The sequence below is a fragment of the Cupriavidus basilensis genome (assembly GCF_000832305.1).
GTDB lineage: Bacteria > Pseudomonadota > Gammaproteobacteria > Burkholderiales > Burkholderiaceae > Cupriavidus > Cupriavidus basilensis_F.
The window spans coordinates 2,865,187-2,880,989 of sequence record NZ_CP010537.1; the positions used below are offsets into that span (position 1 = coordinate 2,865,187).

The 15,803-nt window shown below is 54.2% G+C and carries 13 protein-coding genes; 2 read left to right on the forward strand and 11 right to left on the reverse strand.

Annotated elements, in window-relative coordinates:
- Positions 1-117: 117 nt before the first annotated feature.
- The 10 genes from RR42_RS39140 to RR42_RS33260 form a co-directional block, all read right to left on the reverse strand.
- Complete coding sequence (locus RR42_RS39140; protein ID WP_158408332.1) at positions 118-1,281, reverse strand: glycosyltransferase; 1,164 nt, start codon at positions 1,279-1,281, stop codon at positions 118-120.
- Between the two features lie 10 nt (positions 1,282-1,291).
- Positions 1,292-2,467, reverse strand: a complete 1,176-nt coding sequence (locus RR42_RS39145; RefSeq protein WP_082055191.1) for a glycosyltransferase family 4 protein — start codon at positions 2,465-2,467, stop codon at positions 1,292-1,294.
- Positions 2,464-3,690, reverse strand: a complete 1,227-nt coding sequence (locus RR42_RS39150) for a glycosyltransferase (RefSeq protein ID WP_082055192.1) — start codon at positions 3,688-3,690, stop codon at positions 2,464-2,466. Before RR42_RS39150 ends, RR42_RS39145 begins: the two co-directional genes overlap by 4 nt.
- 2 nt (positions 3,691-3,692) lie before the next feature.
- Positions 3,693-5,195, reverse strand: coding sequence for a lipopolysaccharide biosynthesis protein (locus tag RR42_RS39155; RefSeq protein WP_158408333.1), 1,503 nt, complete (start codon positions 5,193-5,195; stop codon positions 3,693-3,695).
- A gap of 84 nt (positions 5,196-5,279) precedes the next feature.
- The gene (gmd, locus tag RR42_RS33235; protein WP_043358357.1) at positions 5,280-6,368 is read right to left on the reverse strand and encodes a GDP-mannose 4,6-dehydratase; all 1,089 of its coding nucleotides are present in this window, start codon (positions 6,366-6,368) and stop codon (positions 5,280-5,282) included.
- 29 nt (positions 6,369-6,397) lie between these two features.
- Complete coding sequence (locus tag RR42_RS33240; protein ID WP_043358359.1) at positions 6,398-7,330, reverse strand: GDP-L-fucose synthase family protein; 933 nt, start codon at positions 7,328-7,330, stop codon at positions 6,398-6,400.
- Positions 7,331-7,338: 8 nt separating this feature from the next.
- Positions 7,339-8,763, reverse strand: coding sequence for a mannose-1-phosphate guanylyltransferase/mannose-6-phosphate isomerase (locus tag RR42_RS33245; RefSeq protein ID WP_043356229.1), 1,425 nt, complete (start codon positions 8,761-8,763; stop codon positions 7,339-7,341).
- Positions 8,764-9,068: 305 nt separating this feature from the next.
- The gene (locus RR42_RS33250; RefSeq protein WP_043356231.1) at positions 9,069-11,324 is read right to left on the reverse strand and encodes a polysaccharide biosynthesis tyrosine autokinase; all 2,256 of its coding nucleotides are present in this window, start codon (positions 11,322-11,324) and stop codon (positions 9,069-9,071) included.
- Positions 11,325-11,344: 20 nt separating this feature from the next.
- Entirely contained in the window at positions 11,345-11,782 is a 438-nt protein-coding gene (locus tag RR42_RS33255; protein ID WP_043356232.1) for a low molecular weight protein-tyrosine-phosphatase, read from the reverse strand.
- Entirely contained in the window at positions 11,779-12,918 is a 1,140-nt protein-coding gene (locus RR42_RS33260) for a polysaccharide biosynthesis/export family protein (protein WP_043358361.1), read from the reverse strand. The genes RR42_RS33255 and RR42_RS33260 overlap by 4 nt, the downstream gene beginning before the upstream one ends.
- Before the next feature lie 1,189 nt (positions 12,919-14,107).
- Between RR42_RS33260 and RR42_RS33265 the strand changes: the two genes are divergently transcribed.
- Both RR42_RS33265 and RR42_RS33270 read left to right on the forward strand, forming a co-directional pair.
- Positions 14,108-14,449: a hypothetical protein gene (locus tag RR42_RS33265; RefSeq protein WP_043356234.1), complete on the forward strand. Its 342-nt coding sequence runs from the start codon at positions 14,108-14,110 to the stop codon at positions 14,447-14,449.
- A gap of 391 nt (positions 14,450-14,840) precedes the next feature.
- The gene (locus RR42_RS33270; protein WP_043356235.1) at positions 14,841-15,326 is read left to right on the forward strand and encodes a hypothetical protein; all 486 of its coding nucleotides are present in this window, start codon (positions 14,841-14,843) and stop codon (positions 15,324-15,326) included.
- Between the two features lie 71 nt (positions 15,327-15,397).
- Here RR42_RS33270 and RR42_RS33275 read toward each other — a convergent pair whose 3' ends face one another.
- Positions 15,398-15,688, reverse strand: coding sequence for a hypothetical protein (locus tag RR42_RS33275; RefSeq protein ID WP_043356238.1), 291 nt, complete (start codon positions 15,686-15,688; stop codon positions 15,398-15,400).
- Between the last annotated feature and the right edge of the window lie 115 nt (positions 15,689-15,803).

Below are 15,803 nucleotides of genomic sequence, written 5' to 3' on the forward strand. Positions count from 1 at the left end.
CATCGCCCACAGCCATAATACGAAATCAAAAATAGATGAGGCCAACTAACAAATATAATCCATTGATGTTATTTCTCACTCTACTCAATCACAAATGAGGTCGCAAATCGAGGCAACTCACGTGGAGCGAAATTCACCGGTCCTATATAGTTCGGCATATTTCATCGGCCCATTAGATAATCCATAATTCTCGCGAACTGCTTCTGCTTGCCGCCTCCCTAACGACCGTCGCTGATCATTTGATAAACCACACATACTGACCATCGCGGAAGCGATTGCGGAGGGATTCGGTTCAACGTATAGGATTCCGGCCACTCGATCTCGAAAGTCACTCAAAGCCTCGACATTAGAGAGAACGGCGGGTACCCCTGCGGCCATCGCTTCAACCGCGGCGACACCAAACCCTTCTTCAGAACTAGGCATCAAGTAGACGTCAGCGGCATGTAAATACGGCAAGGGGTTCTCGACGACCCCAGCACACCGAATTCGATCTTGAACACCCAGAGCTCGACTAATCGTTTCAAGGGGTGCACCCTCGCCCTGTGGCCCGACTTGGATATACAAGACTCTTAAGGAGTCGTCTATCTTTCCCAGAGCCTCGACAATCATTCCGTAGTTCTTATATGACCAGTTCCCCCCAAGGGATATAAAGACGCACAGGTCATCCGGAAGATCCAGGATCCTTCTAGCCTCTTGTCGTTGACTTTCTGTTGGAACCACATATTTGTCGCTATCGTACCAATTAGGTATCAATGGGTTCCTCACGCGATAACGATTCCATTCATTCCTTTGACCGGATGGGCTGTTCGAAATAAGGGTTACTCTTAATATCCTTCGCATAACCTGGCGCTCGACAAATTTTCGCCAGCGTAGAAACCCTCTAAACCTAAATATATGATGAACTGTACGTAAGAGAAGAATGGAATATCCCAAGTATAGGCGAGTCGTGGCGGCAAATATTGGGCTAGCTCTCTCAGTATGGAGATGAACGATATCGAATTTTCCTTCTCTTAATAAACGACCAACAGAGATAAAAAATGATAAACGCTTGGCAAACGCGATGTGATGAATACGATAGCCCGCCTTTTCTAGCACCTCTGCGTATTCACCAACTGACGAGCCAGTGCTAAGAAGATGGATCTCAGCTTCCTTCTGCCAGAGTGATGCGGCGCTGAGTACCATCGCCTCACCGCCAGATGGCTTCAACTCCGCAAATATATGCAGGATTCTAATTTTACTTTGGTCGACCGAGTGATTTTCATTTACGCGCTTTAGATGCATTTTACAGACCTTACAAAACGAGTTCTGCGTATATCTTCTGATACGCATCCGCCACCGCGCTAATGTGAAACCTTTCTTGCGCAAGAGCCTTACCTCGCATGCCGAGCCGTTTACGTTCCGCAGAAGACTGGGCGAGCTGACACAACCCGGCGCAGATCGCTTTTGGCGATGAGACATCCAAGAGGATGCCTGCGTTTCCACCATCCAGAGTCCATGGCACCCCCCCGCTGGATCGCCCCCCGATGACTGGGATGCCAAGCGCCATCGCCTCAATAGGCGGCATTGGTTGCGCTTCCTCCAGTGAGGGATGCAGGAGTATGTCGACCTCTATGGCGAGGCGATCTAGAACATTCTGATGCGAAGTCCGTCCTGCAAACTCAATGCCATCATCATATCCTTTATCTTTTGCCCATTTTTGCGCTGCTTCACTCGTTCCATAATCCGGACCAAACATAATCATCCTGGCATCCGGAAAATCATTCTTAAATAGCGAAAAAGCCTCGATTGCTGCCTCACCATTCTTTAATAAGCTCCAGCTTGAAAGAATCGTTGCGATTCGTATTCCATGAGATTCGCCCCTTTCAACTCTGGATTTTGAAAATAAATATCCCGGCATTCCATTCGGAATTACTTCCATTTTCCCACGATACAACATGAATCGCTTAATATGATTGGCAACATAGGGGGACACAGAGACAACCCGAGTGGCGCGCCGTAATACCTGGTAGGCCATTAAGGTACGCGCAATCCGGTAGGGTATAAAATTGTGCCTCAGTATCGTAATCGGAGCATCGTGAGCTGTAATGACATGCGGAATCCCGCTAGCCTGTGCCGCTAGGGCATATTCATAAGTCCACTGCGCGTGTAGCACATCCGGCGCCTCACGCGCAATGGTTTCCCTTATGTATTTACACTCAGCATAGAAAAAATCTCTTGCCCTTCGCGGACGAAATGGTCCTATGCAAATTCGTAGATTCTCACCTTCCAGAATAATTTCATTATGCACAGCGGGATCTAATGAAATGATCAACAATCGTACACCTCGTCGCAGCAACTCTCCCGATAGAAGATTAACTGGCGTACCGCCAAGGCCAATAGGCAAATCATCCCTCCACTGCCCGGGGTTCAAGTGATCGCGAAAATCTGCCAAACGGATCGGGCCCAACATACCAACGGTGTAGCTCATCGCCTGCTGTTCTCAGAAAAATAATTTGCACTTCTCTTCTCTGCACTTTCGATCGCCGTCAGGCCAGATCCGCGCAGCCCAGCAAGCCACAGCGGGCCAAGAACAGTGGGCCGGAACTTCTCCTGATATCGCTTCGTCGTAGCGGCTGCTATTCTTCTATATATATCAGCATCTTCCAGAAGGCCAATTAACAACTCAGCGCCGCGGCCCGCGTCGTTAAGCGGCCAAAATAACCCCTCCACGCCGTCATCAACTATCTCCGGAATCCCTCCCACCTCAGCAGCCAGTATTGGTTTTCCGTACGACAATGCTTCGATGAGAGTAAGAGGCATATTTTCGATTGTTGCCGAATGAACAAGGGCACGATGCCTAGAAAGCAGGAGTGCGGCGTCTGGCACAAATCCGACTAAATGCAGCTGATCCGTTATTTCTAGTTTCTCGGCCAATGCTACCAAACCTGTCCTATCCGGACCGTCACCGGCTATCGTTAGTGTGTAGCGATATCCTCTACGTTTAGCCTCGAAAAGAACGTTTAACAAATAAGATTGGTTCTTTCTCGCCTCTAGAGTCCCTATTGCCAGGAGATCGCGATCAATGGATATTACTGTGTTATCTTCACTAGCCGGTGGCAGCGGAAAATTGGCAATGACATGTTGGTCAACGAAAGCGAGCTCTGGTAGACGCTGCAGCACCAAGCGGCGCATGAATTCGGAAACAAAAATAATGGTATCAAGTTTCGGCAGCACAATTCTTTCATTGTCTAAGAGATTGTTCCAGAGTGCACCACCTTCATGGGTGTTTCCACTCAAGACGTTCTCGAATCCCTCAGAAACGTTAAAATGCACCACGCCAACTAGTCGAAAAACAAACCCCCTCTCTCGCAATTTAAGTGCTACACGAGCGCTCAAAGGATCTTGGGCGTATACTATTTTTGATATGCCCGCTCCATTTGTTAGCGCTCGAATTAACTGCGCAGCGAGCAATTTGGCATTAAATGCGCGGTTCCAAAGTATCGCGCTCTCGCGACTCACGGCACCGAATGCACGACAAATTATGCCCCCAAATCGGCGTAGCCACCGACTAGCATCGTAGGGCGTGGCAATCGTTACAGACATCCCCTCTGAAGTCGCGCACCGAGCTATAGCATTTAGGTGCGTTTGTACACCGCAGCGCCCCTGCGCAGGTAGGAGGGTGGCAATAATCAATTGATCAATATTACTCATTCCTAGTATCCCCAACGTCGCATACACCACGTAAGTGGTTCTGGCAAACGCCCGGCTGAAGCGGCAAATAATCCAACAACATCACGTCCAATCAGCCAGCGACCGAAAAACAGGACAACAACAGCGCAAAATAGGCCCGTTCCAAATAGTACGCCGGCCAACCGTAGGGCCGGGTTTTGTAACCAATTTTGGAGTAAATGATCCATGCTGGCCGCTAGGGCAGCTGCAAAACAGCCGACGATCAATGGACCCGATATCGCCCGTACAAATTGCACCCAACGGGCTTCGCATATCCGGAGGGCGAGACCCGTAATCAGCAAACAACGCAAAATATATACGCTAAGCACTGCCCACGGCACGGCGAAAATGGAAACATTCGCTGCCCAACTCAAAGCGAATGCAAGCGCGAGAAGACTAAACGCATGTATGCTGGCCTCACTCCTCGCTTTTCCAAGGCCAAGGAGAAGTGGCCCGCCGAGCGCAAGTAGGACATTGATCGGCATAGCTAACGCCAACGGTGTAAGCAAAGACTTGGCTGGCAACCATGCCTCACCATAAACACCAAGAATGGTTGTCTGCGGTATTGCCGCCAGTGTTAAGAACGCAGGTATGAGCAACATCGCAACTCCACCAACTGAAGCCAGATAGGAGCGTCGCACCGATGCGATGTCAGTCTGACCGCGCGAGTAGGCAGAGAACAGCACACTTTGAACAGCTGAGACAAAGGCGTTCATAGGCGTCGCAACAAGATTCATGGTGCGGTTGTAGAGTCCAAGCTCCACGATGCCGAAAATCCTCCCAACGATGGCGGCATCAAGATTGCTAATTCCCCAACTGCTGACATTCCCAGCGAGTACCCCAGATCCGAACGCTAGCATTCCGCCACCCGGCATGCGTAGCGTCGGTTGTAATGAGTGACGAACTCGGAGATAAAGCGCGGCCGAAGTGATTATGGCCTGCGTCAACTGGGCCACCACCAGCGCCCAGACCCCAGCGCCTGCCCAAGCCATAGGTAATCCGACAGCAATATAGCCCGTGAGGTAGCCCCCAATACTCGCCAGTTGAATCGCGCGAAAGTTCATTTGACGGCGCAATATGGCCGCAGAGGTCTGCCCAGAAGCTTGCAGGACAAAGAGTAGTGCCATGGCCTGCACTACTTGCACGGCATTGGGCTTGCCGAAAAATATGCCTATGAGCGGCGCCAAGCTGGCTACAACAACGCTGAATACCAAGCCAACAACAATTTGCACGGTAAAGGCGAAGCGGATGTCCAATGGTGTAATATTCTGGCGCTGAACTAATGCTGATGCCAAACCGAAATCAGCAATCAAATTTCCAAGGCCGATAACTATCCAGGCGATCGCCACCAGCCCGAAAGGTTCCGGGCCGAGTAATCTTGCCAAGACAATACCGATGATAAATTGCACCAACGCACGAACGGTATTCCCGAAGGCGTTCCACTTAAGCGCAGTGAATCCTCTTGAAGTTTTATTTTGTGATTTCAATTTTGTCACTAATTAAATTTAATCAATATAAAATTATAGCCAACAAATAATAATTGATTAACCTCAAGGCGCTTTTCGTTAAATCTATGCCACTCTTACAGACATCTTGTAACCATGAGATTTGAGGAGCACGTGCCGCTGCGCCTCCGCCAAATCGTGTGCGACCATTTCTTTACACATTTCCTGAACCGTGATTTCGGGAGTCCAGCCCAGCTTTTGCCTGGCTTTAGTCGGGTCACCAAGTAGGGTTTCAACTTCCGCCGGGCGGAAGTAGCGAGGATCGACTTTGACGATCGGTCGATCGCCCCAGTAGCCGATTTCGTCGATTCCCCTACCTTCCCACTTCACTTTCATCCCGAGCTCCGCCGCCGTCCACTCAATGAACTGGCGGACACTGTATTGCACCCCCGTAGCAATCACGAAATCCTCCGGATGATCTTGCTGCAACATTAGCCATTGCATACGCACGTAGTCCTTCGCATGGCCCCAGTCGCGCAATGCGTCCAAATTGCCCATATAAAGGCAATCCTCCAATCCTTGGTGGATGTTAGCCAAGCCCCTGGTGATTTTTCGGGTAACGAACGTTTCGCCACGACGGGGGCTCTCATGATTAAATAGAATGCCGTTGCAGGCGTACATGCCGTACGCCTCCCGGTAGTTCACCGTAATCCAGTAAGCGTACATCTTAGCGACCGCATACGGGCTACGCGGATAGAAGGGGGTCGTTTCCCTCTGCGGTGTCTCTTGGACCAATCCGTACAGTTCGGACGTGGACGCCTGATAGAAGCGAGTCTTTTCCTCTAACCCCAAAATACGGATTGCTTCCAGAATACGTAAGGTTCCCATCGCGTCGACGTCAGCAGTATATTCTGGGCTTTCAAAGCTCACGGCCACATGGCTTTGTGCTCCAAGATTGTAGATTTCGTCTGGCTGAGTCTGCTGGATGATGCGTACGAGGTTACTGGTGTCGCTCAAATCCCCGTAGTGGAGATTAAATCGGGCGTTCTCCACATGGGGATCCTCGTAGATATGATCGATTCTATCCGTATTAAAACTGGAAGCGCGGCGCTTGATTCCGTGAACCATATAGCCTTTTTCCAGCAAAAATTCGGCGAGATATGAACCGTCTTGCCCGGTAATCCCGGTGATGAGGGCAACTTTTGCTTGTTTCATAGAGAAATAATCTTCCTGGAGGTCAATAACTAGGCCCATTGCCGAAATGGTGCGACGTCATACGCGAGGCGCACTCCATCCGCCAGCGTTGTACGAGCCCGCCAGCCCAGCGATGCCAGCCGACTTACGTCGAGCAGCTTTCTAGGAGTGCCATCTGGTTTGGTCGCGTCATATACGATACGGCCGCGGAAACCAACCACGTCCATCACTGTCTCAGCCAACTCTCGAATCGTTAAGTCCTTCCCGGTACCTATATTTACCAATGGGCCGTCATATCCCTGCTCAGCAAGATGTACGCATGCATCGGCCAAGTCATCTACGTATAGAAACTCACGGCGCGGCGTGCCGGTGCCCCATACCACGTACTCATCGTCGCTCCGTAGCTTGGCTTCGTGGGCTTTTCGAATAAGGGCAGGTAACACGTGACTATTGGCTAGGTCGTAGTTGTCATTGGGCCCATAGAGATTGGTTGGCATCACACCTACATACTGGCGACCGAACTGTCGGTTGTAGCTCTCGCAGAGCTTGATACCCGCGATCTTGGCAATCGCGTAGGGCTCGTTTGTGGGCTCGAGAGGGCCAGATAGCAGATACTCTTCCTTGATTGGCTGAGGACAGTCGCGCGGGTAGATACAACTTGAACCCAGGAACATGAGTCGCTGCACGCCAGCCAAATGCGCACCGTGAATGATGTTTGCCTCGATCAGCAGGTTTTGATACAGAAAGTCCGCGCGATATAGGTTGTTGGCTTGGATTCCTCCCACCTTGGCCGCGGCAATGAAGATGTACTCCGGCCCCTCCGAACTCAGGAATGCGTGCACTGCGCGTTGATCGAGCAGATCTAGTTCGGCATGCGTGCGCGTGAGCACGTTTGTGTAACCGCCTTCTCGCAGACGACGAACAATAGCACTGCCTACCATCCCGCGATGGCCAGTAACAAAGATCTTTGCTGTCTTATCCATCGTCTCGCTCATTTGCGTCCGTATGTGTCTTCAAAGCGCACGATGTCGTCTTCTCCAAGATAACTGCCACTCTGCACCTCGATGAGTTCAAGCGGTAGTTTTCCTGGATTCTCCAACCTGTGGACTGTGCCTAAAGGGATATAACTCGATTGGTTCTCGGATAGTAAAAAGGTCTCATGTCCACAAGTTACTCGCGCCGTGCCTTTAACCACGATCCAGTGCTCAGCACGATGGTGGTGCATCTGCTGCGAAAGTTTGGCGCCGGGCTTTACAGTGATGCGCTTCACCTGATACCGCTCGCCATCGTCCACCGAATCGTACGCGCCCCATGGGCGATAGACTTTGCGGTGCTCTGTGGCCTCGCTTCGGCCAGTCTTGCGAACAAGATCCACCAGCACCTTCACGTCCTGCGTCTTTTCCCGATGTACCACCAGAACGGCGTCAGGTGTTTCCACAACCATTACATTGTCGAGACCAGCAACCGCGACCAACCGATGCGATGAGTGAATCAGGCAATTCTTTGCGTCGTGCAAAAGCACGTCACCGACGGCCACATTGCCCTCTTCAGTCTTCTCTCCCACTTTCCAAACTGCATCCCATGAGCCGACGTCGCTCCACTCGGCGGACATTGGCACCATGCGAGCGAGGCGGGTATGTTCCATAACTGCGTAGTCAATCGAATTGCTCGGACAACGTGCGAGGGATTCAGAGTGCAGACGGAAGAAGTCCTGGTCTTGATGGCCCTGGTCGACTGCCTCCTTTGCGAGCGTGAGTATCTCAGGTGCGAATTTCTCCAGTTCTGCTAAGTAAGCAGATGCCCGAAACAGGAACATCCCGCTGTTCCAGAAATAGTCCCCCTCTGCCAGGTACTGGCTGGCTAGCTCATGCGAGGGCTTCTCAACGAACCGGTCCACGTCAAACACGGACGCCCCATTTGGCAAGCCAGACTTGATGTAGCCGTAACCGGTGGCAGGTTCGGTGGGAATGACGCCAAATGTGACAATTGCACCCGCCTGCGCCGCAGGTACCCCATTGCCGACTGCGAGCACGAATGCATCTGTATCGCGAATTAGCTGATCGGAGGGCAATAGCAAGAGTATGGGATCTTGCCCGTTTGCCGTGGCTCGCAATGCTGCAACGGCTGCCGCAGGCGCGGTATTCCGCCCATGCGACTCGAGAATCAGGGATCCGTTCTCGACCCCCATTTCGCGCACTTGCTCGGCCACCATGAATCGGTGTGCGTGATTGGATACCAACATCGGCGCGCTAATGCCAGGGATTGCCTGCACTCGTAGCAGAGTATCCTGAAGCAATGACCGATTACTCAGCAGCCGAAGGAACTGCTTGGGATAGCCCTCGCGGGAAAGCGGCCAGAGGCGAGTACCAGAACCTCCACAAAGTACAACCGGGATAATGGCGGCTGGTGTTTCCATCCGTTTGCTCCTTCTGCAAAATCGACGTCGATCTCACCTGCATAGCAAATATCAGGCGGCAAAAATTACTCGCGCCCTGAAGTCGGGGCGAGACGTCCCCGCTATGAATAAAATACCAAGTTTGGGATGTTTATACAGCAGATTATAATTTCTGCCCCCCATTTTTCTTCCAGCCTTTCCACCCGATCTATTATTTTCCAGTCGATCAGCTTTTCGTAACCAATAACTGAATAATTAGATTAATTTTTATAGGCTGCTATATTAATTTATTTTAAGCGAAGATTCGGCGACAACGGCTGCACTGCCTAGACGCTTCGAGGCGGTCTCTGCACGGCTTCTTCGGAGGCATACCCATAGTACGCGTATCGATATCGCCCATACTTCGATCCGTATCCATATCGATACGCGTTTGCATCGAGACCGTTAAAGACAACGCCATTGACGTCAGCATTAGCTTGACGCAACTGCTTGGCAGATTCTGAAATCTCACCGATTGTCGTCTTCTCGAATCTAGTAACGAGAAAGACCGTGCCACAGCGCGCAGCCAGGATTGCCGTATCTGAAACCGCAAGTACTGGGGGTGTGTCGATCAGCACTAAGTCATAGTGCTCACCAAGCTCTTGCAGCAGCTTTACCATGCGTTCGTTTAGCAAGAGTTCCGCCGGATTGGGTGGCAACACCCCAGTACTAAGAAAGTCCAGGTTCTCGAATACTTGCTTATGGACAGCCTCTTCGAATCCGATCTTTCCCACCAGTACGTCTGAGAGTCCGCGCTGGCGATCCTTGCCGAAATATTGGTTCAGATAACCCTTGCGCATATCTGCATCTACCAGCAGCACGCGCTTTCCACCCGTTGCCATCACCAGTGCCAGGTTGGCGGACACGAAGGATTTTCCAACTCCAGGAGTCGGCCCGGTCAAGAGCACCCTATTATTGTCCGCATCCAACATCGCAAATTGCAAAGCAGTTCGCAGACTACGCAGGCTTTCAATTGATGGTTCGTTGGGATTGCGATCTGCCAGCAAGAACTTTCCAGGCTTACGTTGTCGGATTTCCTCTGTGAGAATTGCCTGCGTAGCCGAAAGTGGTACTGTGGCGTACACATTCAGGCCAGTGTGCTGCTCGATGTCCTGTGGGTCCGTAATGCCACCATAGAGAGCGTTCCTTACAAAGGCTGCGATTATCCCAAGAAGGATCCCAGCTATGCCAGAAATCCCGATGACAAAGGCCTTCTTTGGCTTAATTGGGGCCTCTGGAATTGGAGCATTATCCAACAGGCGAACGTTACCTACTTTTCCCGCTTTCACCAGTTTCAGCTGCTGCATGTTGTTCAACAAACCAACATAGAGATCATTGTTGACCTGCACATCACGCATCAGGCGCAATGTGTCCTGTTCCACGTTGGGCAGGGTGCCCATGCGCGCCGTCAAGCCCCCCGTCTTGGCAGTAAGCGTGGCGATCTGCTGATCGAGAGCCTGTACGCCGGGATGATTGGCGGTGAAGCGCGTAAGCAGTTCGAGACGCTTCTGCTTCAACTCGAGCAACGCGGTTTCTGCTGTCACGCTTTCTTGCAGAAGCGCGCTGCCCTCGGCACTCAGATTGAATGTGCCACGCTTGTTGCGCATTTCGTTGTACTTGACCTCTGCCCGCTCGAGTTCCGTTTTTAACTGCGGCAGCAAATCGCCCAGGAAGACCAGAGACTTCTCCGCTTCCGCCGCTTTACGTTTGATATTTTGAGCAACATACTCCTCGCCGAGGTTGTTCAGTATGCTCGCAGTCAGCGCCGGGTTGGTCCCATCTAACGAGGCGCCAATAATGCCGCTTTGTTTTCCCTTCTCCGCAATGTTGAGTTGTGCCTGCAGGCGCGTGAGCGTCTGAAGCCGGGAGGCACGCACCACGTTAAAGACCGCACCCGGCTTTGCCTTCAGATCGCTCACCAATATGTTGAGGGTACCCACCTCTTGAGTGGCCTGCAGTACTTCACCCACGCGCCCCTCCAGCGAACGGTCTAGGCTCTCCTGTTCCAACCGGAATCTGCCAGCGCCCAACGCCACGAGCTTGAACGGCGCGCCCTCCAACACCTCTGGCACGTCGAACAGTTCCACCTTGATTGCCTCTCCTGCCCACACATAGCCACCGAATCCGAATAGCCCCGGTTCGGAGAGTCCTTTGGAGCGTCTCGCAATCCAACTGCCTACGAATGGAAAGTACTTGGGTGCCGCTGAGATATATAGGTGTAGGTTGTCTACCGCCTTACCCACCACCATGCGCGAGCGAAGGATTTCGATCTCCGCTGTTGCCTCCGCCTTGACGTCAAAAATACTGGAGACATCGCCTAACAGACTTTTCGCGCTGTTAGGACTGTCTTCCACTTGAACGAGGATATCCGCCTGGTACACGGGACTGGCCAGGAAAGAGTAGGCAAGGCCAAGTGTAAGCACTACGGCGGCGATAAGCGCGATCAGCCAGCGATTGGCCAATAGCACATCAAGGTAGTGAACGAGATCAATCTCGTCTTCCGGCGGGCCGGCAACAGGAACAGTGGGAGGATTCTGGTTCATTGGCTCTACTGCAGATTCTGTTAGCTGAGGGCGCGGATGCGGGGGACCCAGACTTCCACGCCGCGCTGGATCAACTCAAGCGCGTTCTCAAAGGCGGGGCGAGCTTCACGATAGGGGTCCGGAACATCAAATTTATCGAGTTCGCCTAATCGGAACACGCGACCTGTCGTTGCGGGATGCAAATGCTGTATCTCCTGCCGCTGTGCGTTATCCATCACCAGAATCAGATCTGCCTGCTTTGCCAGCCCGCCGCTCAACTGCTTGGCTCGATGACCAGAGATATCCAGGCCGAGATTCTTCATCACAGCGACTGCATGCGGGTCGGCCGGTTGGCCCACCAGGGCACCTAGGCCGGCGGACACAATCTTCATCTCCGGCAGCACATGTCCAAGCAGACCCTCCGCCATCGGGCTCCTGCAAATATTGCCGATGCACACCACGAGTACGGTCTTGATCATTTCAGCGTATTCGCGGTAGAGGTGAAGAAATTCCCGCTCGGGAGCAACTGGTTAATGACGCGGCTCCAGCGGACGACACCGGCCGCGTCCACGTACACAACGTCTTTCGGCTTCAGCTCGAAAGACTCCGCAAGCGCGAGTGAAACCGGAGACTTGCCATCGAGGTGGAAGATTTCTGCTTCGCCGTCCTCGCTCTTGCGAATCACATAGAGCTCTTTTGCGTCTGCTGAGACAGGATTCACGCCGCCCGCTTCGCCAATTGCTTCATTCAACGTCAGGCGACCGTTGCGCGGGAGTACAACCGAGGGACGCACGACCTCACCCGTCACGAACACCTTGCTGTCTTCACGCTGCTCAACTCGCACGATGTCGCCATTTCGCAGCATGACGCGTGCGGGGTCGATGCCCTTGCGCAAGAGGGCGGGTAGATCTACTACGTAGTTCTTACCATCGCGCGCGACGCGAATGCGGCTGTTGTCGCCCGTCAGTACGTTGATCCCGCCAGCGCGATTCAGCGCTTCGACGAGCGTCATTGGCACGTCGTCGATATTCTGCGGACCAGGCACCTTCACTTCGCCGTCCAGGTAGACGCGTCTGCTGCGAAACGCGAGCACGCGCACGGTGATCTGCGGCATGTTGACCACGCTCTTGAGCTGCTTGCTCAAGTCCCCGCGAATCTCGTCGGGCGTCTTGCCAAGTACGGTGACAACGCCTGCGTAAGGAAACTGGATGGTGCCAGCTGGGCTTACCACATAGCCGGGCACGTTCGCAGCACCGCCAAGTGCTGGGATATCGTAGGCCGTGCCAATGGTGTAGGTCTGCGTGGGGAACACCAACTCGGGGTGGTCCCATACGACGATAGAGAGAATATCGCCTACGCCAACTGTATAGGCTTGCGCCGTGCCAAACAGGTCTTGGACACCGTCGTTCGCCGGTTTGCTGCTAGCCTTCATAGCCCGCACCAACGCCGGCGTAATCTGCGTGACCTTTGGCACAGACTCGGGATCTTCCGGATCGAGCGGGCGCTGCGGGTCGAACCGCATCCCCGGCGCAAGTGCGCAGGATGCGAGAAGTGGAACCGTCCCCAGCAACAGCAACGCTCTACGGAAAGACAGAAGGCTTGAAAGCTTGAACACGTCTGAATAATTCCCTTGATACCCGAAAGGTCCGCACTCCTGGCCGTCTCCTGGCTTGGGATTGCTGCGACAAATCCGCTTGTCCAACATGGCACGCGGGCGGTGCCTTTCCGCTGCGATGACCTGCGGGCGGAGATGAACGTTGCGGCGGTGGCTTCTTGGTGCCTGCACGCTTTGCTCTTGCAGTGCATCACTGCGCGAAGACCGGCGAAGTGTATGGCTCTTGGGGGTAGATCTTCAAGGCAATGCGGCCGTTTTTGCCGTGTTTTCTATCCCTACTGAAGAGTGGACCCGACAAAGGGAGGGATGCCCCTAAAAGGGGTAATGCAGAAGAATTTGGTTTGTGTTCATGATGGAGATCCTTGCGTTTGCTGGCGCGTTGTCACCCGATTTGGCTATGCGTTTTTTGCGGTTTTCTCGGGGTTTTTTGCGGTTTTCCGATTTTGAGTGTCGGGGTGGCGTGGGCCGCGGCGTGCGCATTTTGTCGTTGGATTGCAGCGGTCGCGCAACAGCCGCTGGTGACCTTGCCGGGCTTTCATTTCCCCACCAAGGTGGGGATCGGAAAACTGCGGAGGGACTTCCACAACAATGCGGATTCGTGCTTGCGCGGAGATGGATAGAAGGCTTTTCAGCCAGATCTAAAACATCATGTTGTGATGCATTATTGCTGCGCTCTTTTGCGCATTGCCGATTGCCATGGCGGTGAAAAGATGCCTCGGACTTTTGTGTGGGTATTGCATGCCGCTGCGCGTTGCCGGAGGCAAAGCACTGGTTTTCTCTCCTCCCCCACCGCGTGGGAGAGGGGAGCTACGGCAGCGCTGGGGTTCGCCCAGCGATGCATCAACCCACACAAAAATCAGATGAACCTGGAAATCAGATGAACCTAAAAAAAAGGGTGTAGGCGCGGGGAGTGCCTACACCCTATCGGGAATTAGCAAGGGGTCACGCTTGCTGATGCTGATTATTGGTGCACACGGCTATTGCGGTTACCCCGCTAAGGTAGGTGCCACGCTTAGGTGGGGATAAGAATGTGCTGTCGCCATCGATAAGCCGTTGCCCGTGGTGGTCAGCCCCGACATTCTTACCCTGCGCCTGGGTGGGTCCTACCAAGGCAGGGTACCGACACTGCGTTTGCCTGATGAGAATGATGCGCTGTTGCGCTGGTTGTTACCTTGAAGGGCTGAAGCAGATGCTGGATTCAATCGATGGAAAGCTGGAGGCCGATGCGGCGGCATTTGCGTCGGGCGAGGCGTGGATCGAGGCGCATCTGACGCCGTCGGGCTGGGTGTATGGCAGCTACAAGGAGGAGAATGCGCACCCGGTGTTGATTCCGCCGCCCGGCGAGTCTGTGCTGACGGTGCGGCGGCACTATATAGTGAGCGGCGCGGCGACGCCCCGGCGGCTTAGCGAGATCCGGACGACGCGCGCGGATTCCGCCCGAGAGATCATTCGCTTGCTGGAGGCCTACGGCGAGCCGCATTTCAATATCAGGACGCGCCAGGTGCCGAGAGTCCCCGGCGTAACGTTCTGACTGGCGCTGCCTTGTTGCTTTGTTGCTTTGTTGCCTTGCCTCCCCGCGTGATCACGGCGCCTGCCGGCGCGGGTCATTGCCGACCTGGAGCCCCACCCCGCTCTCGAGCCTGACCTTAAGCGCCAGAACCTAGCCCGAAAGGATGACGGGCTAGGGCAAACGGGGCATTGACGGGCTGTGCCTGGGGGCTACCATCGGGTTAATCTGGCGCGATCTCCTTGGTTATGGCCTCTTGCGCCGGACGCGGCGCGCGAAGCGCCTCTGGCTGCATACGGTATACACTGCCGGTTCTCCTCGGGTGACAGGGTCCCGTGAGCGCCGGGCCAGGGGTGCGATTTTGCGGCGTGGCTTAGCCTGCGCGGCCATAACAACGAGACAAGGCAGTAAGACGATGAAAGTTTCGACCACCAACGTTCTCAACGTCCTGGAGCAGGGCGAAATCACTGCTGTCCGGGATCTTGCGCGCTACATCTCGCATCCTCGCGCCTTTGTTCTGCTTCGCACTGCCTTTATCGCGATGGCCGCGGTGGCCGTGCTGTGCTTCGCAGCGAGTAGCTTCCATCTCGACGGCTTCGAGAACGTGGGGATTGGCGCGGCGGTGGTGGCCGCGCTGCTGCTGCTTGGCGAGCGCCGCTGGTTCGGTAACCGCGACGAGGTGGTGGTGCCGGCTGAGCTGCTTGCGGTGCTGCGCGGGCAACTTCGCCAGGAGATGTTTGGCAAGCTGGAGGAGGTGGCGAGCCGCCTGACCCATGATGGCCCGGGGGATGGGGTGATCCGGGTTCGCACCTTGTGGCAGTTCCTGTCGGAATCCGTGGCCAGCGATACGCTTAAGCGCCGGGATGCTCGCCGGCCGACCAAGGAATCGCAGGCGGGCTGAGTTACAGCACGCACAGACGGGGCGGCCGGGCCGCCCCTTATCAATGGAAGCGGGTGACGACCGACCGACCGCTATGCGTCGCCGCGCCCGTCCTCCCCATGCTCCGCCGCGAGTTCGCTCAGCACCAGTATTTCTTGCGCCAGTCCGGTCGCCAGTGAGAGCAGAGGGCCCTGGATGTCTGCGACCAGATCTCCGAATGTTCCGGCGGCGGCGCTGTCGCGGGTCATGAAGAGTAGCGCGTAGAGTTGTGCCGCTTTTTCGCCAGCGAGGCTCAGCGGGCTTTCGCATGGGGTATGGGCGGTCACGAACATGTCCGCGCCGGCATGTTCGGCAGTGACGCCGTAGCGGCTGTGCCTAAACATGGGCAGCCTCCGTTGCGGTGGCGTTCCAGTATGCGTGGGCGAGTGGATTAAGGCGGGTCAGGCGTTGCCCGGAATGGGCGAGCGAAGACAGGGGCATGAGAGTGCCTCCTACGTT

Coding starts and splice junctions, on each gene's coding strand:
- RR42_RS39140 (WP_158408332.1), bottom strand. CDS start 1,281: ATGCATCTAAAGCGCGTAAATGAAAATCACTCGGTCGACCAAAGTAAA.
- RR42_RS39145 (WP_082055191.1), bottom strand. CDS start 2,467: ATGAGCTACACCGTTGGTATGTTGGGCCCGATCCGTTTGGCAGATTTT.
- RR42_RS39150 (WP_082055192.1), bottom strand. CDS start 3,690: ATGAGTAATATTGATCAATTGATTATTGCCACCCTCCTACCTGCGCAG.
- gmd (WP_043358357.1), bottom strand. CDS start 6,368: ATGAAACAAGCAAAAGTTGCCCTCATCACCGGGATTACCGGGCAAGAC.
- RR42_RS33240 (WP_043358359.1), bottom strand. CDS start 7,330: ATGGATAAGACAGCAAAGATCTTTGTTACTGGCCATCGCGGGATGGTA.
- RR42_RS33245 (WP_043356229.1), bottom strand. CDS start 8,763: ATGGAAACACCAGCCGCCATTATCCCGGTTGTACTTTGTGGAGGTTCT.
- RR42_RS33250 (WP_043356231.1), bottom strand. CDS start 11,324: ATGAACCAGAATCCTCCCACTGTTCCTGTTGCCGGCCCGCCGGAAGAC.
- RR42_RS33255 (WP_043356232.1), bottom strand. CDS start 11,782: ATGATCAAGACCGTACTCGTGGTGTGCATCGGCAATATTTGCAGGAGC.
- RR42_RS33265 (WP_043356234.1), top strand. CDS start 14,108: ATGCTGGATTCAATCGATGGAAAGCTGGAGGCCGATGCGGCGGCATTT.
- RR42_RS33270 (WP_043356235.1), top strand. CDS start 14,841: ATGAAAGTTTCGACCACCAACGTTCTCAACGTCCTGGAGCAGGGCGAA.
- RR42_RS33275 (WP_043356238.1), bottom strand. CDS start 15,688: ATGTTTAGGCACAGCCGCTACGGCGTCACTGCCGAACATGCCGGCGCG.